18 protein-coding genes are annotated in these 20,947 nt (G+C 63.3%); 11 read left to right on the plus strand and 7 right to left on the minus strand.

Annotation, left to right across the window (positions count from 1 at the left end):
* Positions 1-15: 15 nt before the first annotated feature.
* Positions 16-1,344 carry an amidohydrolase family protein gene (locus Q0964_RS03280; protein WP_299263373.1) on the minus strand — a complete coding sequence of 443 codons (1,329 nt, stop codon included), beginning with the start codon at positions 1,342-1,344 and terminating at the stop codon, positions 16-18.
* A 338-nt stretch (positions 1,345-1,682) separates the two neighbouring features.
* Here Q0964_RS03280 and Q0964_RS03285 point away from each other — a divergent pair, with 338 nt between their 5' ends.
* Genes Q0964_RS03285 through Q0964_RS03295 form a run of 3 tightly spaced genes read left to right on the plus strand, consistent with a single transcriptional unit; the run spans position 1,683 to position 4,071 of the window.
* A complete protein-coding gene (locus Q0964_RS03285; RefSeq protein ID WP_299263375.1) occupies positions 1,683-3,050 on the plus strand; it encodes an aromatic ring-hydroxylating oxygenase subunit alpha in 1,368 nt (455 codons plus the stop codon).
* Positions 3,047-3,577, plus strand: coding sequence for an aromatic-ring-hydroxylating dioxygenase subunit beta (locus Q0964_RS03290; RefSeq protein WP_299263377.1), 531 nt, complete (start codon positions 3,047-3,049; stop codon positions 3,575-3,577). Before Q0964_RS03285 ends, Q0964_RS03290 begins: the two co-directional genes overlap by 4 nt.
* A gap of 2 nt (positions 3,578-3,579) precedes the next feature.
* Positions 3,580-4,071: a hypothetical protein gene (locus tag Q0964_RS03295; RefSeq protein WP_299263379.1), complete on the plus strand. Its 492-nt coding sequence runs from the start codon at positions 3,580-3,582 to the stop codon at positions 4,069-4,071.
* Positions 4,072-4,114: 43 nt separating this feature from the next.
* Here the strand turns inward: Q0964_RS03295 and Q0964_RS03300 are convergent, their stop codons facing one another.
* Positions 4,115-5,668 carry a GMC family oxidoreductase gene (locus Q0964_RS03300; RefSeq protein WP_299263381.1) on the minus strand — a complete coding sequence of 518 codons (1,554 nt, stop codon included), beginning with the start codon at positions 5,666-5,668 and terminating at the stop codon, positions 4,115-4,117.
* Between the two features lie 283 nt (positions 5,669-5,951).
* On the opposite strand from Q0964_RS03300, the gene Q0964_RS03305 reads away from it, so the two are divergent.
* Complete coding sequence (locus Q0964_RS03305; RefSeq protein ID WP_299263383.1) at positions 5,952-6,365, plus strand: cupin domain-containing protein; 414 nt, start codon at positions 5,952-5,954, stop codon at positions 6,363-6,365.
* A 110-nt stretch (positions 6,366-6,475) separates the two neighbouring features.
* Positions 6,476-7,918, plus strand: coding sequence for an aldehyde dehydrogenase family protein (locus Q0964_RS03310; protein WP_299263385.1), 1,443 nt, complete (start codon positions 6,476-6,478; stop codon positions 7,916-7,918).
* 93 nt (positions 7,919-8,011) lie between these two features.
* Here the strand turns inward: Q0964_RS03310 and Q0964_RS03315 are convergent, their stop codons facing one another.
* The 3 genes from Q0964_RS03315 to rdfA form a co-directional block, all read right to left on the minus strand.
* Positions 8,012-9,037: a DUF8073 domain-containing protein gene (locus Q0964_RS03315; RefSeq protein ID WP_299263386.1), complete on the minus strand. Its 1,026-nt coding sequence runs from the start codon at positions 9,035-9,037 to the stop codon at positions 8,012-8,014.
* Positions 9,038-9,163: 126 nt separating this feature from the next.
* Positions 9,164-10,957 carry an archaea-specific SMC-related protein gene (locus Q0964_RS03320; protein WP_299263388.1) on the minus strand — a complete coding sequence of 598 codons (1,794 nt, stop codon included), beginning with the start codon at positions 10,955-10,957 and terminating at the stop codon, positions 9,164-9,166.
* Entirely contained in the window at positions 10,954-11,601 is a 648-nt protein-coding gene (gene rdfA, locus Q0964_RS03325; RefSeq protein WP_299263390.1) for a rod-determining factor RdfA, read from the minus strand. Before rdfA ends, Q0964_RS03320 begins: the two co-directional genes overlap by 4 nt.
* Positions 11,602-12,191: 590 nt before the next feature.
* Here rdfA and Q0964_RS03330 point away from each other — a divergent pair.
* The 3 genes from Q0964_RS03330 to Q0964_RS03340 all read left to right on the plus strand — a co-directional run bounded on the left by Q0964_RS03330 (position 12,192) and on the right by Q0964_RS03340 (position 15,448).
* Complete coding sequence (locus Q0964_RS03330) at positions 12,192-12,743, plus strand: (2Fe-2S)-binding protein (RefSeq protein ID WP_299263391.1); 552 nt, start codon at positions 12,192-12,194, stop codon at positions 12,741-12,743.
* The gene (locus Q0964_RS03335) at positions 12,740-15,196 is read left to right on the plus strand and encodes a xanthine dehydrogenase family protein molybdopterin-binding subunit (protein WP_299263393.1); all 2,457 of its coding nucleotides are present in this window, start codon (positions 12,740-12,742) and stop codon (positions 15,194-15,196) included. The genes Q0964_RS03330 and Q0964_RS03335 overlap by 4 nt, the downstream gene beginning before the upstream one ends.
* Positions 15,197-15,268: 72 nt before the next feature.
* Positions 15,269-15,448 carry a 30S ribosomal protein S17e gene (locus Q0964_RS03340; protein ID WP_299263395.1) on the plus strand — a complete coding sequence of 60 codons (180 nt, stop codon included), beginning with the start codon at positions 15,269-15,271 and terminating at the stop codon, positions 15,446-15,448.
* 28 nt (positions 15,449-15,476) lie between these two features.
* Here Q0964_RS03340 and Q0964_RS03345 read toward each other — a convergent pair whose 3' ends face one another.
* Both Q0964_RS03345 and Q0964_RS03350 read right to left on the minus strand, forming a co-directional pair.
* The gene (locus Q0964_RS03345) at positions 15,477-16,850 is read right to left on the minus strand and encodes a dihydroorotase (protein ID WP_299263397.1); all 1,374 of its coding nucleotides are present in this window, start codon (positions 16,848-16,850) and stop codon (positions 15,477-15,479) included.
* Between the two features lie 175 nt (positions 16,851-17,025).
* Complete coding sequence (locus Q0964_RS03350) at positions 17,026-18,444, minus strand: uracil-xanthine permease family protein (protein WP_299263399.1); 1,419 nt, start codon at positions 18,442-18,444, stop codon at positions 17,026-17,028.
* 296 nt (positions 18,445-18,740) lie between these two features.
* Here Q0964_RS03350 and uraD point away from each other — a divergent pair, with 296 nt between their 5' ends.
* The 3 genes from uraD to uraH all read left to right on the plus strand — a co-directional run bounded on the left by uraD (position 18,741) and on the right by uraH (position 20,927).
* Positions 18,741-19,241 (plus strand): 2-oxo-4-hydroxy-4-carboxy-5-ureidoimidazoline decarboxylase, encoded by a 501-nt coding sequence (gene uraD / locus Q0964_RS03355; protein WP_299263401.1) that lies wholly within the window; start codon positions 18,741-18,743, stop codon positions 19,239-19,241.
* 370 nt (positions 19,242-19,611) lie between these two features.
* A complete protein-coding gene (pucL, locus tag Q0964_RS03360) occupies positions 19,612-20,580 on the plus strand; it encodes a factor-independent urate hydroxylase (protein ID WP_299263403.1) in 969 nt (322 codons plus the stop codon).
* Positions 20,577-20,927 carry a hydroxyisourate hydrolase gene (uraH, locus tag Q0964_RS03365; RefSeq protein ID WP_299263405.1) on the plus strand — a complete coding sequence of 117 codons (351 nt, stop codon included), beginning with the start codon at positions 20,577-20,579 and terminating at the stop codon, positions 20,925-20,927. The genes pucL and uraH overlap by 4 nt, the downstream gene beginning before the upstream one ends.
* Positions 20,928-20,947: the final 20 nt, after the last annotated feature.

Raw genomic sequence — 20,947 nt, forward strand, 5'->3', positions numbered from 1 at the left:
CGACAGGACGAGAGCTCAGGCCCACTCCTCGTTATCTCGGCGTTCGACCAGCGCCCTCGCCGTCTCCTCGTAGTTCTCGATGATGGCGTCCTGGTCCCTGGGGAGGAACTCGCCGTCGTCGACGACCCGGTCCCCAGCAACCAGCACCGTCTCCACGTCCGACGGCATCGCGGCGTGGACGAGGTTGGGAACGACGTTCTCTGCGCCGAAGTTCGGGCGCAGGTGTGGCTGCTGGAAATTCAGTACGACGAGGTCGGCCTGTTTGCCCACTTCGATGGACCCGACCTCGTCGGCGAGGCCGAGCGCCTCTGCCCCGCCCATCGTCGCCATCCGGAGCGCCTGCTCGCCCGGGATGGCGCGCGCGTCGAGTCTGTGCACCTTCTGGAGAAGTGCCGCGTTTTTCATCTCCTGTATCACGTCGAGTCGATTGTTCTCCTTGATCCCGTCCGTCCCGAGACCAACTGAGACCGCATGGTTCAGTAGTTTCGGGACCGGTGCGACACCGGATGCGAGTTTCTCGTTGCTCGTCGGACAGTGTGCGACGCTCGTCCCGGTTTCGGACAGCACCTCGACCTCTCGGTTCGTGAGCCACACACAGTGGGCGACGACCGTTTTGGGCCCCAGAATACCCCACTCATCGAAAACTTCGATGGGTCGCATCCCGTACCTGTCTGTCAACTCCTGTGCTTTCTTCGCCGACTCCTCGCCGTGCGTGTGGATCCCCACGTCGTACTCCGCTGCCAGGTCCGCGACGCGACGGTACGCCTCCTCGGTGCAGTACTCGATGTGTTCCAGTCCGAACCAGACCTTTACGCGGCCGTCGGCGGTATCGTGGTACCGTTCGAGGAGTTCGACGTTGTCCTCGACAGACGGGAAGAACTCGTACCCCTCCCGGTCTGCGACGTACGGCGAGAGGACCGCTCTGAGACCGTACTCGTCGACGACCTCGGCGGCCTCGTCCATGTACCGGTACATATCCAGCGCGCAGGTGATGCCTGCCTTCGCCATTTCCGCGTAGCACAGTTCGTAAGCCGCCCGGGCGTCCGCTCTGCGCAACGCGCGGTGTGTCGGGTCGACGTGCTCGGCGAGCCACTCCCAGACCGGGAGGTCTTCGGCGAGCCCTCGAATGAAGCCGGAGTGGACGTGCAGGTTGATCAGCCCCGGGATCACTACCTTTCCACTAGCGTCAATGGTCTCGTCCGCGTCGTACCTGGATTCGAGGTCCGAGGTCGGCCCTACGTCCTGTATCTCGTCGTCCGCGACGAGGACGGCGCCGTCCTCATGGATCGCATTCTCGTCGTCGACAGTTACCACTGTGCCGCCTGCCACGAGTGTATCAGTCATCGTCTGACTAGATGTGACTTCTTGCCGCCGTAATATAAACGTACCCTCGCCGAATCGCGTGAGAGTTGTGAATACGACTAATGCAGACCGGTAGCGGCAAACGAACGTATTCCGCCGAGTGATCACCGCACCAGCGGGAGCGTGCCGCCACAGCACAATCGGCACACAGCGGCTCACGACGACTGTGGGTGGACCAACGCGCCGACCGACTCGTGGCCGGGCGTTCGACGGTGTTCTGATATTTACTCCACATAGGGTGATTAGCGTCTGTTTGTTTTTTCTTTTGCGAGAATGTGCGACGAGAAGCAATAAGTAACCAGTAAAACTGTACCATCGTGATGGCAACTGAACGTTCTGACCCCAGTCGAACGGACCGGCTCGTCGAGCGGACGGAGTCGGGTCTCGAGGACGGACGATTCCCGATAGAGATCATCAACGACGAGGACGTGTACCAAGCGGAGTTGCGGCGAGTGTTCGCCCGCGCCTGGGTGTATCTCGGGCACATCTCGGAGTTCGAGGAGCCCGGAGACTACGCCCGCCGGTACATCGGTGAAGACCCCTTCATCGTCACCCGCGACGAGAACGGTGAGATGCACGCGTTTCTCGACAGTTGTATGCACCGCGGGGCGCAGTTCTGCACCGCCGAGACAGGAAACACCTCACACTTTCGATGTCCGTACCACGGGTGGACGTACAAAAACGACGGCACACTTCAGGGAATGCCACATATGAACGAGGCGTATCAGGACCTGGATGAGGAAGAGATCCAGTTACAGGAGGCCAATCTGGCGACGTATCACGGCCTCATCTTCGGCCGTATCGCGGACGAGGGCCCGTCACTGTCGGACTACCTCGGGGACTTCACGTGGTATCTAGACGTGCTGTTCAACGCGACGGAGGGTGGGCTGACGGTCGTAGGCGAGCCCCATCGTTGGGAAGCCGACTACGACTGGAAAACCGCGGCCGACAACTTCTCCGGGGATTCGTATCATGTCCTCACGACTCATCAGGCGTCGCTGGAGACAAAAGAGCTCGAGTTGGGACCATGGGAGGAACTCGACGACTACCTTGAGGCGGCGTATCTCAGCTGTACCGACTCCCACTGTGCCGCTTACTACCTCTCCGAAGACCCGGAGACGTACATGGGCTACCCCGAAGAGATCGAGGACCACATACACGAGGATCTGACCCCGGAACAGCGGGACCTGTTCGCCCGGTCGGTGTTTCATTTCGGGACGATTTTTCCGAACACTTCCTACATCCACGGCATCCAGTCGGGCGGGTGGGGCGGGCCGTGGGTCTGTCTCCGGAAGTGGCAGCCACGCGGCTGTGGCAAGACAGAGACGATCAGCTGGTGGCTGGTCCCTGAGGAGTTCGCCGACGACGACTCGTTCCTCGAGGACTCCCACAGTGGCTGGAACAGTCTCAGCCCCGCGGGTGCGTTCGAGTCGGACGACCTCACGGTCTGGGAGGGAATCTCTGAGAGCAGCGGCGCGCTGACACACGAGATACTCGAGTCTGAGGGGAACATGCAGCAGGGGATGGGAGACATGACGGACCTAACGGAGACGGTCGACGACCCGGTGTACGGGCCGGCCGAGACGACCTGGCAGGGCAGCTACTTCGACGAGCGGAACTCGCGGATGTTCTACCAGGCGTGGTGTGAGATGATGTCCGGGGCCGCGAACCCGGAGGGTGAGCGATGAGCACCCAGCACTCGCGACCGGCGGTGGACCCCGAAACCCGCCACCGCGCGGAGTCGTTCATTTACAGGGAGACAGACCTGCTGGATGCGTTTGAATTGGAGGCGTGGCTCGAACTCCTGGCGGACGACTTTACTATCTCGGTGCCGGTCCGGGCCTCACGAGACCCTGGGTCCGAACAGGACGAGTTCAGTTCGCGCTCGTACTATCTCCGGGAAGGGGTTGAGCGGATTCGAGAACGTGTCGGTCGGCTCCAGAAGGAGTACGCCTGGTCCGAGAACCCACGGTCCCGGGTGCGACACGTCACCGGGAACCTGCGGATTCTCGACGCCGAGGGCGACGAGCTGACCGTCTCGAACAACCAGCACGTGTTCCGGAGTTACGGTGACAAGCCCGACCACGACCTGCTGTCCGCACAGCGACACACCGTCCTCAGGGAGACCGCCGACGGCTTCCGGATTGCCGACCGGACCGTGTACCTCGACCACACTGTATTGAACACAAAGAACATTACGCTCCCACTACTCTGATTATGTCGAGACAGTTCAGCAGCGTCCACCGGCCGGAGGACGCCAACTTAACGGTCGCCGACGAGCACGGAACGGTACAGATACAGAAGCTGGTCTCCCAGGGCGAGCGACTCGAAATCACCAACGGACACGACGAAATCAAACTCGACTCGCTGTTGCTGGAGGGGCTCTCCTGGCAGCGCGAACGGGGCGTTCTCGCGGAGGTGGTCGCCGACTTAGACGAGTCCGATCCAGTCCCACTCACTGGCGGAGCCCCCGACGGATCGGTCCCCGAGATATCGATCTCGAACGAGTACTCCCACACGACGGTCCGGAAGATCCACACGGAGGCCGGCGAGGCGATCCAGATCGAGACGCCGGCGCGGGGGACGCGAATCAACCTCGGCGTGCGGAGCCTCCGGGCGCTGACCACTGTCGCCGACACGTACGTGTTCTCAGAGTGGTTCCAGACGCCTTTCGGTCCCGAGGACGACCCAGTCGAGGGACCGCTCTAGCTGCGGCACACTCTTTCGACACCGACGCCGCCGATCTCGACGGTTAGACGGTCAGGAACTCGATTGCCCGTTCCGCCAGCGCGACCGTCGTGAGGTTGGTGTGCGCACGGACCGTCGTCGGCATGATCGACGCATCGACGACGAACAGGTCCTCGACGCCGACGACCTGACACTGCGGCGTGACGACGGCCGCTGGGTCGTCGACGGCACCCATCCGACAGGTGCCGACGGGGTGGTAGTACTGGGCGACGTGGCGTTTGATCTGTGCTTCGAGAGTGGCGTCCACCGAGACTGCGATCGGTTCGGTGCCCCCGTCGTGGGTCTCCAAGACCGGTGGGCCAGCCCTGATTGACTGCATCGGCTCCGTCTCCAGCAGCTCAACGGCGTGTTTGACGCCCTCGCGGAGCCGGACGAGGTCGCGGCGGTCCGAGAGCATCCCCACGTCGACCGCTGGGTCCGCCCGTGGATCGGCTGACGTAACCTCGACCCGTCCCTGCGAGTGGGTATCGAACATCCCGATCACCAGTCCCCCACGCTCGGCGCCGGCCGCATCCGTCTCGGTGAAATTCCGGGCAAGGGCGTGGAGTTCCCGTGGTTGGGAGTACGGCAGATCGGTCTGCCAGAAGAGGAGCGTCGACGCAAAGAATCCCGACGGGTCGTCGACACGAGCCGCAGGCTCCAGTGGGAACGACAGCGCCAGCAGCGGGTGGTCGATTACCCGTCCGAGTCCGGGCCGAGCCGAGCGCAGAGGGGTGTCGACCGCTTCGATCTGTGCCCGCGGCCCGATTCCCGAGCGGACCAGAATCGTGGGCGTGTAGATCGCGCCAGCCGAGAGGACAACGGCGTCGGCCTCGTAGGACTGTCGGGTGCCGTCGACGATGGCCTCAACGCCGGTCGCGACCCGTCCGTCGAACCGGACGCAGTCGACCAGCGCACCGGTCCGGACAGTCAGGCTGTCTCGCTCCCGGGTCGGGTCGAGATACGCCTGCTTGGTCGACACCCGCACCCCGCCCTCCACGTTCCGTGGTGTCGCTCCCAGTCCGGTCGTGTCGGGCGCGTTCAGGTCGAGGTCGGGCGCGACGGGGTGGCCCAGTTCTACCGCAGCGTCCCGGAACGCGTGATCGACCGGCCCCCACTCGTCGCGCTCCGGTCGCGGCCGCCAGACTGGCGTTGGCCCGTCGTGCCCGTGGTGGGCCCGATCACCGAGGGCGTCGGCCTCGCACTGTCGGAGGCGTTCGACCATCTCCTCGGCCGACCAGCCGGCACAGCCGGCCTCGGCCCAGCGGTCGAAATCCGCGAGGGGCGGCCAGAGCCACAACTGCCCGTTGACCGCCGATCCGCCGCCGAGGCCCTGCCCAACGTAGTACCGTTCGGACGGCTTCGCGCTACTCAGTGTCGCCTCCAGCTCCGGCCAGACCATACAGTCGGCCGCCAGCAGGTCCATGAAATTCCCGGTCAGCACCGTGTCCTCAACCGTGTCGGCTTGCCAGTCCTGCCCGGCCTCCAGTAGCAAGACATCGCTGTTGGTCGAGAGCCGGTTCGCTAGCACACACCCCGCCGATCCGCCGCCGACGACGATGTAGTCGTAGCGACTCATGCTCACCACCCGGTCGCTCTCTTCGACCGTGGCGGTGGCGAAGACGACGCGGTCGGCCAGTAGTCACAACGCTTCACCCGGACAGTGAGACGCGTATCCATACCGGGGCTGGGGCGGGCCGGGACTAAACGGTACGGGGGGCACGGGACGTGTGCGGCGTGGACCGAGGTCGACACCGGACACGGCGGCCGTGGACCCGCTCCAACGCGTGTGTCCGGTGTGTCACCATTGTCACACACGGTGGCACCCGAACGTCTAACAGTCGAGCCACGAACTGTGGAACATGAACTCGCTACGGCTCGACTCGCTCGCACTCGAAGCGGTCGAACAGGAGGGGATCGAGGGTGCCCGATGGTTGGGGTCGTTCCCGTTCAGTGCAGACAGACCGGGGGAGACGGTGACCGACACGACGGACTACACCGTCGTCTACAACGAACTCGACCCGGGGACCAAAATCGGGACACACCGGGATAGCGTCGACGAACTCGTGTACGTTATCGCGGGCACCGTCGAAGCGACAGTCGAGGGCGAAACGACGGCGACGGCCACCGGAGAACTAGTCGTCGCCCCGGCCGACGTTCCACACTCGGTCCGGAACACGGGGGGCGAGACGGCCCGCCTGCTGGGGTTTTTTCCGAGTGGCGATGTGGAATCGACGTTCGAGACGGAGCCGGCACCATATGACGAGCCGGACTGACCCCACGTGCCACAGGTCGGCGTCTGAGTTCGATTTTGGGCTCGCATTCGAAGTGTGTCGTGCCTGCCCCCCGGTACCACTATGAGAGCGACAGGCGAATCGGCTATCGAATGACGAACCTGCAGTTCGGTACCGTCGGGAGCCAAATCGACGGTGTGGAGCGAACAACCGGGGAGACGTTCGAGGTCCGGGACCCGTCCACTGAGACGGTGATTGCCGATGTCGCAGTGGCTACGGTGGACGACGTCGAGGCGGCCATCGCGGCAGCCGACGAGGCGGCCGACGCCTGGGCCGAGTTCGACCCGGTCGAGCGTAGTCAGCTCCTCGGTCGCTTCGCCGGCCGGATCCGGGACGACGTGGATCGGCTGGCGCGGACCGAAACACGGGAGATGGGACGGTCGCTGGGTGCCTCGGAAGCACAGGCGCGAAAAACCGCCCAGTACTTCGATTACTACGGCGGCCTCGCCGACAAGATCGAGGGCGAGACGATTCCGATCCACGGGGACAGCGACGTACTGGATTACACTATCCGAGAACCCTACGGCGTGACGGCACACGTCGTTCCTTGGAACGCCGCGCTGGTCCTGACCGCGCGCAGTGTCGCACCGGCGCTGGCCGCCGGCAACACGGTCGTCGCAAAAGCGCCCGAAGCGGCTCCGCTATCGATGCTCCGGCTCGCCGAGATCGCCACGGATGCGGGGGTACCGGACGGTGTGTTCAACGTCGTCACCGGTGGCGAAGCGAGAACCGGTCGCCAACTCACCGACGACGACCGTGTCGCGCACATCGAATTCACGGGATCGACGGAGACCGGCACCGAAGTTATGAAGACGGCGGCGGATCACATCACGCCGGTCCATTTGGAACTGGGCGGTAAGAGCCCGAACGTCGTCTTCCCGGACGCCGATCTGGACCGTGCGGCGGAGGACTCGGCGAAGGCCTTCTGGAACACCGGACAGACCTGTTTCGCGCCGACCCGGATCTTCGTACACGAGGACGTCTCCGAACCGTTCACCGACCGACTCGTCGAGGTCGTCGAGAGCATGGACATCGGACCGGGAATCGACGGGAACACCATCGGCCCGCTCGTCGACGCGGCCGCGATTGACCGCGTCGAGTCGTTCGTCGAATCGGCAGTGGCAGACGGCGCGACGCGCTTGACTGGCGGCGCCCGCCTCGACCGCGCAGGTCACTTCTACGAACCGACCCTGCTCGCGGACGTGGCCGACGACGCGCCCGTTTCCTGTACCGAGGTCTTCGGGCCGGTGGTTACTCTCTCCGAGTTCGGCTCGGAGTCGGCGGTCGTCCGCCGCGCGAACGACACCGAGTACGGACTGTACGCGCTTGTCTGGACAGCGGACGTGAGCCGCGCCCACCGGATGGCGCGGAAACTCGAGGCCGGGACCGTCCTGGTCAACGAGTACCTCTTTGCCTCCCAGCAGGCACCGTCGGGCGGCTACAAAAAGAGTGGAATCGGCCGCGCGAAGGGCCAGCAGGCCCTGGAGAGCTACACACAGACAAAAAACGTCGTCGTCTCGATCGCCGACGAGTGAGAGGCTGTAACGGCCCCAGAGTGTGAATGTATCTGTTCGAGTGCCGGCGTTACCACCGCTCGTTTTGACCGGGGCAGGTCGTCGTGAACGGTCTCAGGCTCGCTCGGGGTCGATACGGCGAACGACTTCCTCGGGCGTGACTTCGATCTGATCGGTCGCCAGTGGGTGGGAGACGAACTCTCTGAGGTCGAGTCGCTGTAACAACTGGTGTGCGTTGTTCCGGCTCATATCGAGGTGTTGTTTCGCCTCGTGAACCGTGCGCGACCGGTTGATCGCCGTCGTGAGTTTGCCGACGGTCAGGTCCGACGAGATGCCCAGACCATCGGCGACGACGGTGTTCTGGTTGTCCTCCTCGCTCGTTTTCGAGAGAAACTCCGCGATGGGGCGATCCGCGAGCGGCGAGTCCGCCACCGCCTCCGCGTCCCGGGACGGCGACGTCGCGGGCCCGCCGTCGGTCCGACCGGTCGACTCGTCCGCCCCCGGACTCGCGTCCTCGCCGTGAGGCGCTTGGTCAGTACCGGTATCGCTCGCACTCGGAGCGGTGGTTTCGGCTACAGTGTTCGGGCCCGTCTCCGCGACACCGTCGTCCGTCTCGGTTTCGTGTCCGCTGCCGAGAATACTATTTTGTCCCGTTCGCGGCGTGCTGTCGTCGGGGTCGTGGATATCGTACTTGATCGCGTGTCGGCGGACGGTCTCGGACGTCACGTCTACACCCAGTGCGGCGGTCATCTCCGGGAACGTGTCACACTCCGCGTACGCGGTCGCCAGTGCGTCGGGGTCTTTGTACGCCGGCGTGCTGTCGGATCGGTCCCTCGGGTTCGGTCCATCGACCACGCCAGTCAACGCGTTCACCGGGTCGTTGTCGGTCACTGCGACGCTCACCGTGAGATCAAGGGCCACGCGTTGGTCCTGTACGTCCGCGTTTTCTGCTTCGATCGTGACACCGTCGCCGAGCGCCGATGCGGCGAAAAGGGGGACCGCCACCGTGAGTTCAGCGGTCACGTCGCCATCGGGACTGATCTCTGGTTCACGGACTGCGACCGCGCGGACATCCGCGTCCGCCGCTTCGAGCCGCGCGAGCACAGCCGACAGTTCTTCGAAGGCGTTACTAACAACCATGTCCTCTGTCTACACCCGACACTACTATTATTTCCTGTCTTCGGCCATATTTTCCTCAACTTCGTCTAAGGGTTCGCGAGGTGAAGCAATAATACTGCATTTATTTGGGACAGAATGAAACGCGCGTTACGTTCGTTCGACGCCGACCCGGTCAACGTTCGCGACGGTCCACCTGCTTGGGTCGATATCGCGGCCGTCAAACGCCTCGTACTCGGGGTACGCAGTAAACACGAGGTACTCCGCGCGGTCCCGCAGATACTCGACGAGTGTATGGAGGTTAGCGTCGTCGAGGCCGCCGACCCCGTCGACGAGCAACAGTGGCACCGACTCCGCCACGTCGAAGGACTCCCGGCCCGCGAGGGCGGCCACGAGCCCGATCAGTTCGAGTTCGCCCTCGCTCAGCGCGTCGAGACTCGCCTCCCGTCCGTCGCGTGCAACGACGACTTCGAAGTCAGCCGTGAGTCGGGCCGTCTCGAAGCCGGTTTCGAACCGCGTAATGATCTCCTGCATCGTCTCGTCGAACGCCTCACGCGCGTTACGTCTGAGCCGATTTTTCCGGTTCCGGAGCGTTTCGACCTCCGAGGTGAGGTCCTCGCGCTCGGACCGGAGCGTCTCGAGCCTGTCGGCCCGAGCCTGAAGTTGTTCCAGTTCCGCCTGCGAATCGTCGAGTTCGGCCTCGCGGAATTTGATCTCGCTCTCGACGTCCGAGAGTTCCGCCATCGTCTCGTCGACGTCTGTCGAGAGTTCCTCGACGCGCGTCGTCGCGTCCTGCAGTCGCTCGCGGGCCGACTCCAGACTCGCCTCCCGGTCGGCGAGCGTGTCTTCGAGTTCGACGATCTCGGTCTCTAGATCCGCCTGCCGGCGTTTCCGCTGTTTGATCTCCTCGCGCCGGTTCTCGAGTTTCTCGACCTCGGACCGGAGCGATTCGGTCGCCGCTCTCCGCTCCGTGAGTTCGTCCCCGAGCGCGTCGAGTTGAGATTCGACATCAGTTCGGGTCGTGTCCTGCCCGCAGATCCAGCAGGTGAGGCCGTCGGCCACGAGCTCCCGTTGGACCTCGGTGACGAGATCGACTCGGTTCTCGTCGAGGACCATCTCCGTCGCCGAGTACAGCGACTGGAGGATCTCCAGGTCGCGTTCGTGCCCGGACAGTCGGTCCCGGGCCGACACCAGTCGTGATTCGACATCGTCGGTGGGGACCGCTAGTTCAGCCAGTTCCTCCCGATGCTCTTCGAGTCGCTCTTCGGTTCGCTCGATGCTCGCCCGGAGTCGCTCGACGCGTTGCTCGGCTTCACTGTGCTCGGTCTGGGCGCGACTGAGCGCTTCCTGAGTCGAGCCGTCGTCGCTTTGATTGCCGTCAGCGTTCGCGATCCGCTCGCGTTTCTCGTGCAACTCCTCGATTTCTCCTTCGAGGCCCCGGACTTTCCGCTGGACCGTCGGAAGCCGTTTGCTGGCTTCTTCGGCCTGGGAGATTTCTGCATCGACCTGCTCACGCTCGCGTTTCAGCTCGGCGATTTGCTCGTCGATGTCCTGGAAGTCGAGCGGGCGCATGAGCACGTCTTCGAGGTTCTCGCCGCGTCTGACGGTCCGTCGAATCTCGTTCCGTTCATCAAGACAGGCGAACAGGTCCGCACGGATTGCATCGTATTCTGCGTCGAGGTACGGCGTCCCGTGGCGGACGACGGTCCCGTTCTCCCGGACCAGGTCGACCGTGAGTGCACGGTCAGGGGTCTGCAGTTCGACGCGCCCGCTCTCGGCGCCTTCCATCAGCTCCGTCGAGGTCCCCAGTCCCGTTTTGATCGCCTCGATGAAGCTCGATTTCCCCTGCCAGTTCGAGCCCCGAACGGCGTTGACACCGGGGTCGATCGTCGCACTGCCGTCGAGGATGCCCGCGATCCGTTCGATATCGATCGTCCAAGTCATCGTGCGTCCTGTGAGGGGGGCTGCGTGTGATGTGTTTCACAGACATACCCGCGTTCGAGCGCGACATCGAACGGAACCCGGGTCGGACAGGAGTCACAACCTACCTTGACCTGTACCCCGACGTCTGCGCTGTCGCCACCGGCGAGTCGGTCTTTCCGTGCGAGTGCGGAGAGTGCCGATTCGACCTTGGATTCGGTCACCCCCTTCGCTTTCCGAACGCTCTCCACCTCCCAGTCGGTGGTTGCTGTCTGTGGCTCTTTCTGCCCGCCGAGGCAGTCCTGCAGATGCGTTCGCATGGTTCCCCAAGACACCAGGGCGTCCCGTAGCTCGTCAGCGTCGATGCCGTCGGCGCGTAGACTCTCCGCCAACTCCGCAGCGACCAGTTCGTCGTCACCCTGGAGGATATCGTAGTCGCTATCGACGGTGGCACCGAGTGTGTCGCGCCCATGGTCGTCGTAGACCGACTTCAACAGTCGCTTGTTGAACCACTCGGTGAGCGATCGGTAGCCGACCGCGGACCGCTCGCCGACACCTGTCCAACGAGCCAGTAGCCCCTCGTCGAGAGAGTCGAAAACTGGATCGGCCGACGCGAGTCCGTGGATCTCGGTCACTCGGTCAACCTTGCAAACAGCGTCTGTAGCCATCGTATCCTGTAACTGAACGCCTGTTAATATAGTTTGTTACGGTCCGTGTACGGTCTGTCCCCAACTCGTCGCTCCTGCGGGGCAAAACCGTCGGTAGATTAACACCCTTAGGGTGTAAATTCATGCGGCGTGCGCGTACCCAGTCCCGGGTGACTGCCGGGTACTCCGCGGGTAGCGTTCTAATAATTTATTCCACGGTCGCACTGGCATCGACGAGCAACTGCCACGGTGTTGCCACACCGTCCCACAGATGTGTCTCCCCTGTGGCGCCAGTACCCCCAGGATTCCGTGTCCCTCCACGGCGTCGTGGAAGCTCTTTAGACGAGAAGTGCCTCCGAGAGGCCTGCACCGACAGGCCCCCACAGGTATCCCAGCCAGCACAAAACTGCACATACAGGTAGTAATTGACTCAAAAACAAGTTGTGTGTCTTACTTTTCCATGCTAAGATTAAAAACGCTCTCAAGCATACGTTTGGGCATGAGAGGCGTAGGAATGCCGAGTTCGGAAACCGCGTCGACGGGAGCACCCGACACGATTGAGGAGCGAAATCGCCACAGCGTATCTGAAGGGGGTCGCTGACGGGGCTACCATGGAGGTCAATCTCACGCTGAACGGCGAGGACACGACGCTCACGGTAGACCAGTCGGACACGTTACTCGACGCACTCAGGAACGCCGGGTACACCGGTGCGAAACGCGGGTGTGGAACCGGCGACTGCGGGTTCTGTACCGTCGTCGTCGACGGTGCGTCGGTGAAGTCGTGTCTCCAGCCTGTGGCCCGTGTCGAGGGTGCAACCGTCGAGACGATCGAGAGTCTGGGAACCCAGGACGAACTCCACCCCGTGCAGGCCGCCTTCGTCGACAACGCGGCGCTCCAGTGCGGGTTCTGTATTCCCGGCATGATCATGCGCGTGACACAGTTCCTCGAATCGAATCCCGACCCCAATGAGGAGGAGATTCGGGAGGCGCTGTCGGGTAACATCTGCCGCTGTACCGGGTATGAGAAGATTATCGACGCGGTGCAGGACGCCGCAAGTCGGTTGTCGAACGAGAGGGCCATGGTCTCCGATGGCGGCCGACCGGTCCCGTCGGGCCAATCGTGTGTGGACTGCAGTACCTGCTCCGGTGGTGAGCGCGAATGAGTCGGACCGAAGACGGCGACGAAAAGACGACGCCGGACGGGGCTACCCAGGCCGACGCAGCTCCGCCCGTGGAGTTCGAAGAGGAGGCCAACAATCGAAAAAAGCCGGACGAGCGAACCGCGGTTTCGAGCCGCGAAGAGAAGGCCGACGCTCGCAAAATCGTCACCGGGGAGGCGAAGTACACCGCTGACTACTCGCGGGAGTTTCCGGACCTCGCGTCGGGAAAGGTACTCCGGTCGGAGATCGCACACGGCGTCGTCAGGGAGATCGATACGAGCGCCGCCGAGGAGATGGACGGTGTCTACGCCGTCATCACCCCCGGCTCGCCCGAGGTGCCGAACGATCCATACACGTCGGCGGGGCAATCGTATCCCGAACCCTCGCCATACGACCTGCGCGTCCTGCGGGAACGGGTCCGGTACGTCGGTGATCCGATCGCGGCCGTCGCCGCCGAGGACGTCGTGACGGCCAGTGCCGCCGTGCAGGCTATCGACGTCACTTACGATGAGCGCGACGCCGTGTTCGACGCACACACCGCGATCGAGGCTGATGCGCCGCGCATCCACGACCCCGAGAGCGTCGAGAACCACCAGCCAGGTGCCGACTACGAGCGGAACATCGAAGCCCACGCCGAGGGAGAGATCGGCGACGTCGACGGGGCCTTCGCGGCAGCAGCGGACCGGTCGGACCTGACGGTGGTCGAGACGGAGTGGGAGACGCCACACCAGTCCCACTGTGTCGGCGAACCGCACACGACCATCGCTCGACGCGATCAGGACGACCGCTATCAGTTCATCACCAGCACGCAGGTCCCGTATCACGCGCGCCGACAGTTGGCCCAACTGTTCGACGTGCCGATCCGAGACATTCGCGTGAGTAAACCCCGAATCGGCGGCGGGTTCGGCGGCAAGCAGTCTATCGTCCTCGAACCGATCGCCCTGGCGCTCACGATGGCCACCGACCGTCCGGTCAAGTTGGAGGCGACCCGGAAAGAGGAGTTCCACGCGATGCGGGTTCGACGTCCCGCCTCGGTGCAGGTCCGGAGCGTCGTGACCGACGAAGGTGATCTCGAAGCCATCGATATGTCCGTGCTCACCAACTCCGGCGCGTACGGGTCCCACGGACTGACGGCGTCCGGTGCCGTTGGAAAAAAGCAGCTGGCGATGTACACTCACACGCCCAACATCCGTCTCGAAATGACCGCTGCCCACACGAACCTCCCCGTGGCGGGCGCGATGCGGGGCTATGGCGCACCGCAGGGCCACTTCGCACTGGAGGGGCACATGGACACGGTCGCCCGCGAACTGGGGATGGACCCGCTTGCGTTTCGCTCTCGGAACCTCATCAGCGAGGGCGACGTCGACGTCGCGTCGAGTATCCTCAAAGAGGGCGACGGGGAGATCAAAGCCGGAGGCCGCCGGATCCGGTCGTGTGGCCTCGAGGAGTGCATCGAACGAGGGAAACGGGCGATTGGCTGGGGCGATGTCGAACAGCCGGACGCGGACTATCTTCATCGGGGCCTCGGCGTCGCGGTAACCATCCAGAGCAGCGGCGTCCCGAACGACGAACTCGGTTCCGCACACATCAAGATGAACGAGGATGGATCGTTCATCCTCCAGACAGGTGCCGTGGACATCGGTACCGGCGCCGACACTGCGATGTCACAGATCGCGGCCGAAGTCCTCGGTGCCCGCCCCGAGGACATCCTCGTCCAGCCGTCGGACACCGACATCTCCCCCTTCGATTACGGGGCCTACGCCTCCTCGACGACGTACGTGACGGGCACAGCGGTCAAGAAGGCGGCACAGGACGCCCGCGAGCAGCTGTTCGAGTTCGCCGCACGAATGCTCGACGAACCCCGGGAGACGCTCACTGCCCACGACGGCGCGGTGTACGCCGAGCGGACCGGCGAGTCGGTCTCGCTCGAAGCGATCGGATACGAGTCCATCTACGGTGACGAGAAACGCGCCCAGGTGATGGGCGAAGCGAGCCACAGCACGCCCGAATCTCCGCCGCCGTTCGGCGCGCAGTTCGCCGACGTGACCGTCGACGAACGAACCGGAGAGTTTGAGATCCACGAACTCGTCTACGCCGTCGACTGCGGCACCGTTATCAATCCCGACCTTGCCGAGGGACAGGTCACCGGCGCGATGCACATGAGCTACGAGTTGGCGGTCGGGAGTGGCTTCTCGTTCGACAGCGACGGTCAGCCCGACGTCGTCGGGTTCGGTGACTACGGGATCCCGAAAGCAGACACCCAGCCGCCACTGACGCCCATCTTCGTGGAAACGCACGAGCCGAGCGGGCCGTTCGGCGCGAAGGCGGTCGCCGAGATTCCGACGAACGGCGTCCCACCAGCGTTGACCAACGCGATTCGTGACGCTGTCGGTGTTCGCGTCGACAACCTGCCGATCACCGCGGAGAAGATCAGGGCCGCACTCGACGCCACGTGAGTGGCCTGTGCGTCTCCGGACGTACTCTGACTACACCAAAGAGCTATAATTGAGGATGTTCAATCGGCTGACGTGACGCTGGATTCCAAAGAGATAATCGACATCGGAGAGACGCTCGTACAGCGCCACCCGGATCGGTTCACCGACGACTTCGAGGAGAACAAACACCGCGTGGCGAACCTGACCGACGTCGAGTCCAGGCGGGTCCGGAACCGTATTTCCGGGTACATCACCAGACAGATGAAAGACTAATCGCCCGGTGGGTACCCACGCGAACCCGTCAGCCCCAACTGGGAACCACACGGTGTCGGAACTGCCCGTGCCCCGGTTGAGCGACGATTTCGCCATCGTCGGCGACGAGGGTTCCGCGGACGAACGTCTTTTTAACCCGTCCCGTGACCTCACGCCCGTCGTATATGGAGTAATCGGCGTTCGAGTGGTTCCGGTCCGCGGAGATCGTGTCTGTCTCGCCGGGATCGAAGACCACGAGATCGGCGTCGGCGCCGGGTTCGATCCGCCCCTTTCTCGGGAGACCGAACGTGCGTGCAGGGTTGGTACAGACGAGTTCGACGAGCTTCGGATACGAGAGGCCCCGTCGGTTGACTGCCTCGTCGTGGAACACCGAGAGACTGTGCTGGAGGCCGTTCACGCCGAAGGCGCTCTCCCACCAGGGGCCGTCGTCCTTGCGACTGCGCGGCAGTGGGACGTGGTCGGTCGAGACGACCGAGAGCGTTCCGTCATCGAGGTAGTCGAACAGGGCGTCAACGTCGCGCTCGGTACGGAGCGGCGGCGACATAATTGCGCGGTTCCCCAGGCGCTCGTAGAGTGACGCGTCGAACACGGTGTAGTGAGTACAGGTTTCAGCTCTGACGTTGGAGCCGTCGGTCTGCACTGCCGCGATTGCCTCGGCTGCGGCTTCCGAAGTCGTGTGGACGCCGTAGTATTTGGCGTCCGCCGCCGCGGCCAGCCGCGCGACCGACCCGGCGGCCATCGCCTCGGCGTAGTCCGGCCGTGATCGTGGATAGCTGGCAGGAGATTTGCCCGGCTGCGTCGACTTCAGCGCCTCCGTCCGCCGTTCACAGACCGAGTAGTCCTCGGTGTGGACCATTCCAACCGCCCCCACGTCGGCGAGACGCCGGAACACCTCGCCGATGAATCCGTTCGACAGCCGGATGTCGTCCGTCGTAAACATCTTGAACGAGGTCACCCCATCTTCGACGAGTTGGGGGAGTTCGTCCAACACTGCAGCCGTCTCACGCGTTATTACCGGGTGGAGTCCATAATCGATGATCGGAGCCGCCTGGGAGCGATGTCGTTCGACGGCATCGGAGAGGGACGCCGAAGTGTCCCAGTCGCCGTCTTTCCAGCCCTGCCACGCGAAGTTCAGGAATGTCGTGACACCACCCGCGGCCGCGGCTCTGGAGCCGGTTTCGTACGAGTCGATAGAATTGTAGCCGGCGATGTGGACGTGCGGGTCGACGACACCAGGGAGGACGAGGCTCCCGTCGACATCGATCCGGTCGTCCGCCTCGGGAAAGACGTGCTCCTCGGCCACGCCGACGATCACCCCGTCGTCGATCCCGATGGCAGCGTCGACGGTCACATCTGCCGTTACAACGGTCCCACCGGTCACCAGTGTATCGATGTCGGCCATCAGTCAGGAGTGTCGCCCCTGGCCAATAGGTACGACGGGTACAGTGGCGTTCGAGAGCGACGCGCTGCCGATTTCATGAGGTCTCATCGTGAGAAGCGACAGGCTACGAGTACTTATAATCTCGAACGACACAGACAGTGTGGGCATATGTATTGTGCTGAGCGGGCCCGTCCGATCAGTCGTCGTCGGTCGCCGAGCTCGGGTCAGGTAGGTCTTCACCCGCGTTGGCCGGGGTCTCGGGGGCGAGTCCGGTGGTGTGCTCCGTGGGGCCGGCGCCGACGCCACCACCGGGGATCACGATATTGAGCAACAGCGCAGCGAAGCCGCCGGTAACGAGCGCGGAACCGAACAGCGTCTGTACTTCGCTGGGGAACTGCTGTAGAATCTCCGGCCGGAACGCGACGCCGAGTCCCAGTGCCATCGACAGCGCGAGGATCGTCGAGTTCCGATGGTCCAGCGTGACGTTCTGGGTAATGAGCCGAGCCCCGGAAGAAAAGATCATCGCGAACAGTATCAGCGCACCGCCACCGAGCACCGCATCGGGCATCGCCGAAACGATGGCTCCGACTTTCGGGACGAACCCGAGGACCAGAAGCACGCCGCCGCCGATTCCCACGACGTACCTGCTCGCGACGCCCGTGAAGTTGACGAGGCCGACGTTCTGTGAGAACGAGGTGTTCGGGAGCGCGTTGAACACCGCGCCGAACGCGCTCATAACGCCGTCGGCGAGGAGGCCGCCGCGCATCTCTTTTTCCGTTGCGTCCCGACCCGTTGCGGAGACGGTCCCCGAGATGTCACCGATGGTCTCCATGCCCGTAATCAGGTAGATGAACGCCACAGTGACGATCGCGCTCGGTTCGAACGCGAGTCCGTACTTCAGCGGCACGGGAACGGTAATCCAACCGGCAGCGGAGACGGCTGATAAGTCCACGACACCGAGCGCGAATGCGGCGACGTATCCGACAGCGATGCCGACGAAGACGCTGATGACCCGGAGGAACCCCTCAAAGAACTGATTCAGCACGACAGTCACGACGAGAACCAGTCCCGCGAGTCCGAGGTTCGTGAACGACCCGTAACCCGCCGCCGAGGGCCCGGCCGACGCGCCCGCGGCATAGTTCATACCGGTCGGAATCAACGTCAGCCCAATTAGCATGACGACGATGCCGGTCACGAGCGGTGGGAAGTACTCACGGAACCGGTCGAGTGAGACGCCCATGACCATCTCCACGGGTGCGGCAATCAGTGCGGCACCGAACACCGCTGCGATCCCGAACTGGTTCCCGACGGCGATGAGGGGCCCGAGAAACGCGAAACTCGTTCCCATGACGACGGGAAGTTTCGCCCCGACCGGCCCGATGGGGAACGCCTGAACGAGGGTCGAGACACCGGCGACGATCAGTGCCATCTGGACGAGGAACGTCGTCTCGCCCGTGACCGATCCGACCGCACCAGCGAGAATCAGCGGCGGCGCGACGTTCCCCAAAAACATCGCCAGTACGTGCTGGATGCCGAGCGGAACCGCTTCCCCGAGCGGTGGTTTGTCTTCGATGTCGTACAGTACGACCGAACTGCCGTCGTTCGAACTCGCCATGCGCCATACTGCTAAATCACATTACTTCAAATCTCTGTTTATTCACATAATATACGGATGTGTGCCTCGGAAAGTAGGTCAAAATAACTTTTTCGTTTGAATTTATCGGCTGAAATCCAACAAACCAGGTGAGCGGCGAGACGAAGCTCACCGCAGGCCAGACGTCTGCCGGGTCGTCCCGTTTCCTGGCACACTGTCACACACGTGTGCCACAGTTTTTGTGTCGGTGATGTGGCCGGTTCAATCGGGACCCGATGCGAGCGATTAAGTGGTGGATGGGTAGAAACCGCTGATGGATGAGTGAATACACGATCGAGGACCTGAACGAACTCGACGAGGCGTCCTTCGTAGAACTCTTGGGCGGAATCTACGAGAACTCGCCGTGGGTCGCGGAACAGACCTGGCCGGACCGGCCTTTCGATTCCCTCGACGATCTCCACGAGCGTATGCGGAGCGCTGTCCGGGAGGCTCCACGGACGAAACAGCTCGCCCTCCTGCGTGCCCATCCCGACCTCGGCGATCGCACCGAGATGACCGACACCTCCGAGGCGGAACAGGCGTCGGCCGGTCTCGACTCGCTCTCGCCTGGTCAGTACGAGACGTTCCAGCGACTCAACGAGAACTACCGGGAGCGCTTTGGCTTCCCGTTCATCATGGCCGTCAGGAACGAATCGCCGGACGTGATCCAGACGGCCATGGAGGACCGGATCGAGAACACCGAGGATGGAGAGTTTCGGACCGCCCTCGGTCAGGTTCACCAGATCGCGCAGCTACGACTTGAGGAACTCCTTGCGTAGCGAGCCCGCTGCCGCCGGAGCCTGTCTCGTCCCGACAGTCGGTTTGTCCGGTCGGTCGACTCGTTCGGACCGTCGGTTCGTCCGCGGACTGCAGGGCCTGTCCACCCGGCCTATGCTCATCACGCGGGCCACGGTGTCGAAAACGGCACTGTGAATTTCTGTGGTTACTTTGCCACGGCGTGCCGAATCCTGTTCGTATATTTTATACGCATGGACAATTGCAGCGTGCTGGAAAAATAAGACAAAATATTTTGTACCCTGCGTGGACAGAACGAACTGGACAATGACTGCAGGCAGAAGACGGAAGATGAAGCGACGGCACAGCGGCCGGAGAGCGCACCTCGGACGCGCCGAGAGGGGTCGATAACGAATGGCAGGCGACGGACCCAGTTCCGGTCAGGAACGGACGATGAACTACGGGAAGGAACACGTCGCGGTGTATCGGACATACGCCCCCGCGCTGGACGGTGTGCGGACGATTCCGGAGTCGGACTTCGACGGCCGTGACAACACCCTCCTGGGCATGGAGGTCCGCGTCCAGGTCGAAGGGGAAGAGTTCCTGCCGTCGTTCAGCGAGGGCGACAACAGCAAACTGGTCGCGACAGATAGCATAAAGAATTTTATACACCACCACATGGGCGAGTACGAGGGGGCCACGGTCGAAGGGTTCCTCGAATTCGTCGGCCGGAAATTCATAGAGACCTACTCACAAATGGAAACCGTACGGGTCTCGGCCGACGAACTCCCCTTCGAGGAGCGGATGGTCCCCGGCGACGACGGATTCGAACCGAGCGATGTCGTCTTCCGTGTTGCCGACGGCGAGTCCGGCTTCGGGCACGTCGTCCTCAGTCGCGACAACGACGGGCCGGTCGTCGAGGAGCAACAAAGCGGCATGACCGACATCGAACTGGTGAAAGTGAAGGACAACTCCTTTACAGGTTACGTCCAGGACGAGTACACGACCCTGCCCGAGCGAGAGAACCGCACGCTCTACGTTGCCCTGGATATCTACTGGACGTACGCCGAGCCAGCCGACGCACTGGGTGAGGAACCGGAGCGGTACGTCCCGCCCGAGCAGGTGTCGGACATCGCGCAGGTGGTGTTCGACGAGGTCGAGGTGAACTCGATTCAGGACCTAATCTACCGGGTCGGCGAGCGCACGCTCGAACGGTTCCCCCAACTCGAGTCCGTCAGCTTCGAGGCGAACAATCGCACCTGGCTAACGGTCCGCGACGACCTGGAGGGTGACGCGAAGGTACTCCGTGAGCCGCCGCGACCCACCGGGTTCCAACAGTTCTCGATGGACCACAGCGACCTCGAGGAGGCTGGACAGGAATGAGTGCGGGATTGACGACACACGTCCTCGATACGAGCCGCGAGGGACCGGCCGAAGGCGTCGCGGTGACGCTCACACGCCTCCCGACCGACGACGACACAGAGACAATCAGTCAGGGGACCACCAACCACGACGGGCGTCTCGACGACCCGCTCCTGACCGAGGCGGAGATAGAGCCTGGAACCTACGAACTGGAGTTCGACGTCGGGACCTACTACAGCGAGAGCCTGGGTGAATCGACGTTTCTGGAGACGGTGCCAGTACGATTCGTCGTCGACGATGCCGACGAACACTACCACGTCCCGCTCCTGCTGTCCCCCGGCGGGTACACGACCTACAGGGGGAGCTAACGAAGTGACAGTCACAGGGA

This window comes from Halorientalis sp., from assembly GCF_028275115.1.
Classification (GTDB): domain Archaea; phylum Halobacteriota; class Halobacteria; order Halobacteriales; family Haloarculaceae; genus Halorientalis.

What these genes read in the sequence shown, in the direction of transcription:
- pucL (WP_299263403.1), top strand. Translation starts at nt 19,612, where the DNA reads ATGGCAGGCGACGGACCCAGTTCCGGTCAGGAACGGACGATGAACTAC.
- rdfA (WP_299263390.1), bottom strand. Translation starts at nt 11,601, where the DNA reads ATGGCTACAGACGCTGTTTGCAAGGTTGACCGAGTGACCGAGATCCAC.
- Q0964_RS03290 (WP_299263377.1), top strand. Translation starts at nt 3,047, where the DNA reads ATGAGCACCCAGCACTCGCGACCGGCGGTGGACCCCGAAACCCGCCAC.
- Q0964_RS03315 (WP_299263386.1), bottom strand. Translation starts at nt 9,037, where the DNA reads ATGGTTGTTAGTAACGCCTTCGAAGAACTGTCGGCTGTGCTCGCGCGG.
- Q0964_RS03305 (WP_299263383.1), top strand. Translation starts at nt 5,952, where the DNA reads ATGAACTCGCTACGGCTCGACTCGCTCGCACTCGAAGCGGTCGAACAG.
- Q0964_RS03285 (WP_299263375.1), top strand. Translation starts at nt 1,683, where the DNA reads ATGGCAACTGAACGTTCTGACCCCAGTCGAACGGACCGGCTCGTCGAG.
- uraH (WP_299263405.1), top strand. Translation starts at nt 20,577, where the DNA reads ATGAGTGCGGGATTGACGACACACGTCCTCGATACGAGCCGCGAGGGA.
- Q0964_RS03350 (WP_299263399.1), bottom strand. Translation starts at nt 18,444, where the DNA reads ATGGCGAGTTCGAACGACGGCAGTTCGGTCGTACTGTACGACATCGAA.
- uraD (WP_299263401.1), top strand. Translation starts at nt 18,741, where the DNA reads ATGAGTGAATACACGATCGAGGACCTGAACGAACTCGACGAGGCGTCC.
- Q0964_RS03295 (WP_299263379.1), top strand. Translation starts at nt 3,580, where the DNA reads ATGTCGAGACAGTTCAGCAGCGTCCACCGGCCGGAGGACGCCAACTTA.
- Q0964_RS03335 (WP_299263393.1), top strand. Translation starts at nt 12,740, where the DNA reads ATGAGTCGGACCGAAGACGGCGACGAAAAGACGACGCCGGACGGGGCT.
- Q0964_RS03320 (WP_299263388.1), bottom strand. Translation starts at nt 10,957, where the DNA reads ATGACTTGGACGATCGATATCGAACGGATCGCGGGCATCCTCGACGGC.
- Q0964_RS03300 (WP_299263381.1), bottom strand. Translation starts at nt 5,668, where the DNA reads ATGAGTCGCTACGACTACATCGTCGTCGGCGGCGGATCGGCGGGGTGT.
- Q0964_RS03280 (WP_299263373.1), bottom strand. Translation starts at nt 1,344, where the DNA reads ATGACTGATACACTCGTGGCAGGCGGCACAGTGGTAACTGTCGACGAC.
- Q0964_RS03330 (WP_299263391.1), top strand. Translation starts at nt 12,192, where the DNA reads ATGGAGGTCAATCTCACGCTGAACGGCGAGGACACGACGCTCACGGTA.
- Q0964_RS03345 (WP_299263397.1), bottom strand. Translation starts at nt 16,850, where the DNA reads ATGGCCGACATCGATACACTGGTGACCGGTGGGACCGTTGTAACGGCA.
- Q0964_RS03310 (WP_299263385.1), top strand. Translation starts at nt 6,476, where the DNA reads ATGACGAACCTGCAGTTCGGTACCGTCGGGAGCCAAATCGACGGTGTG.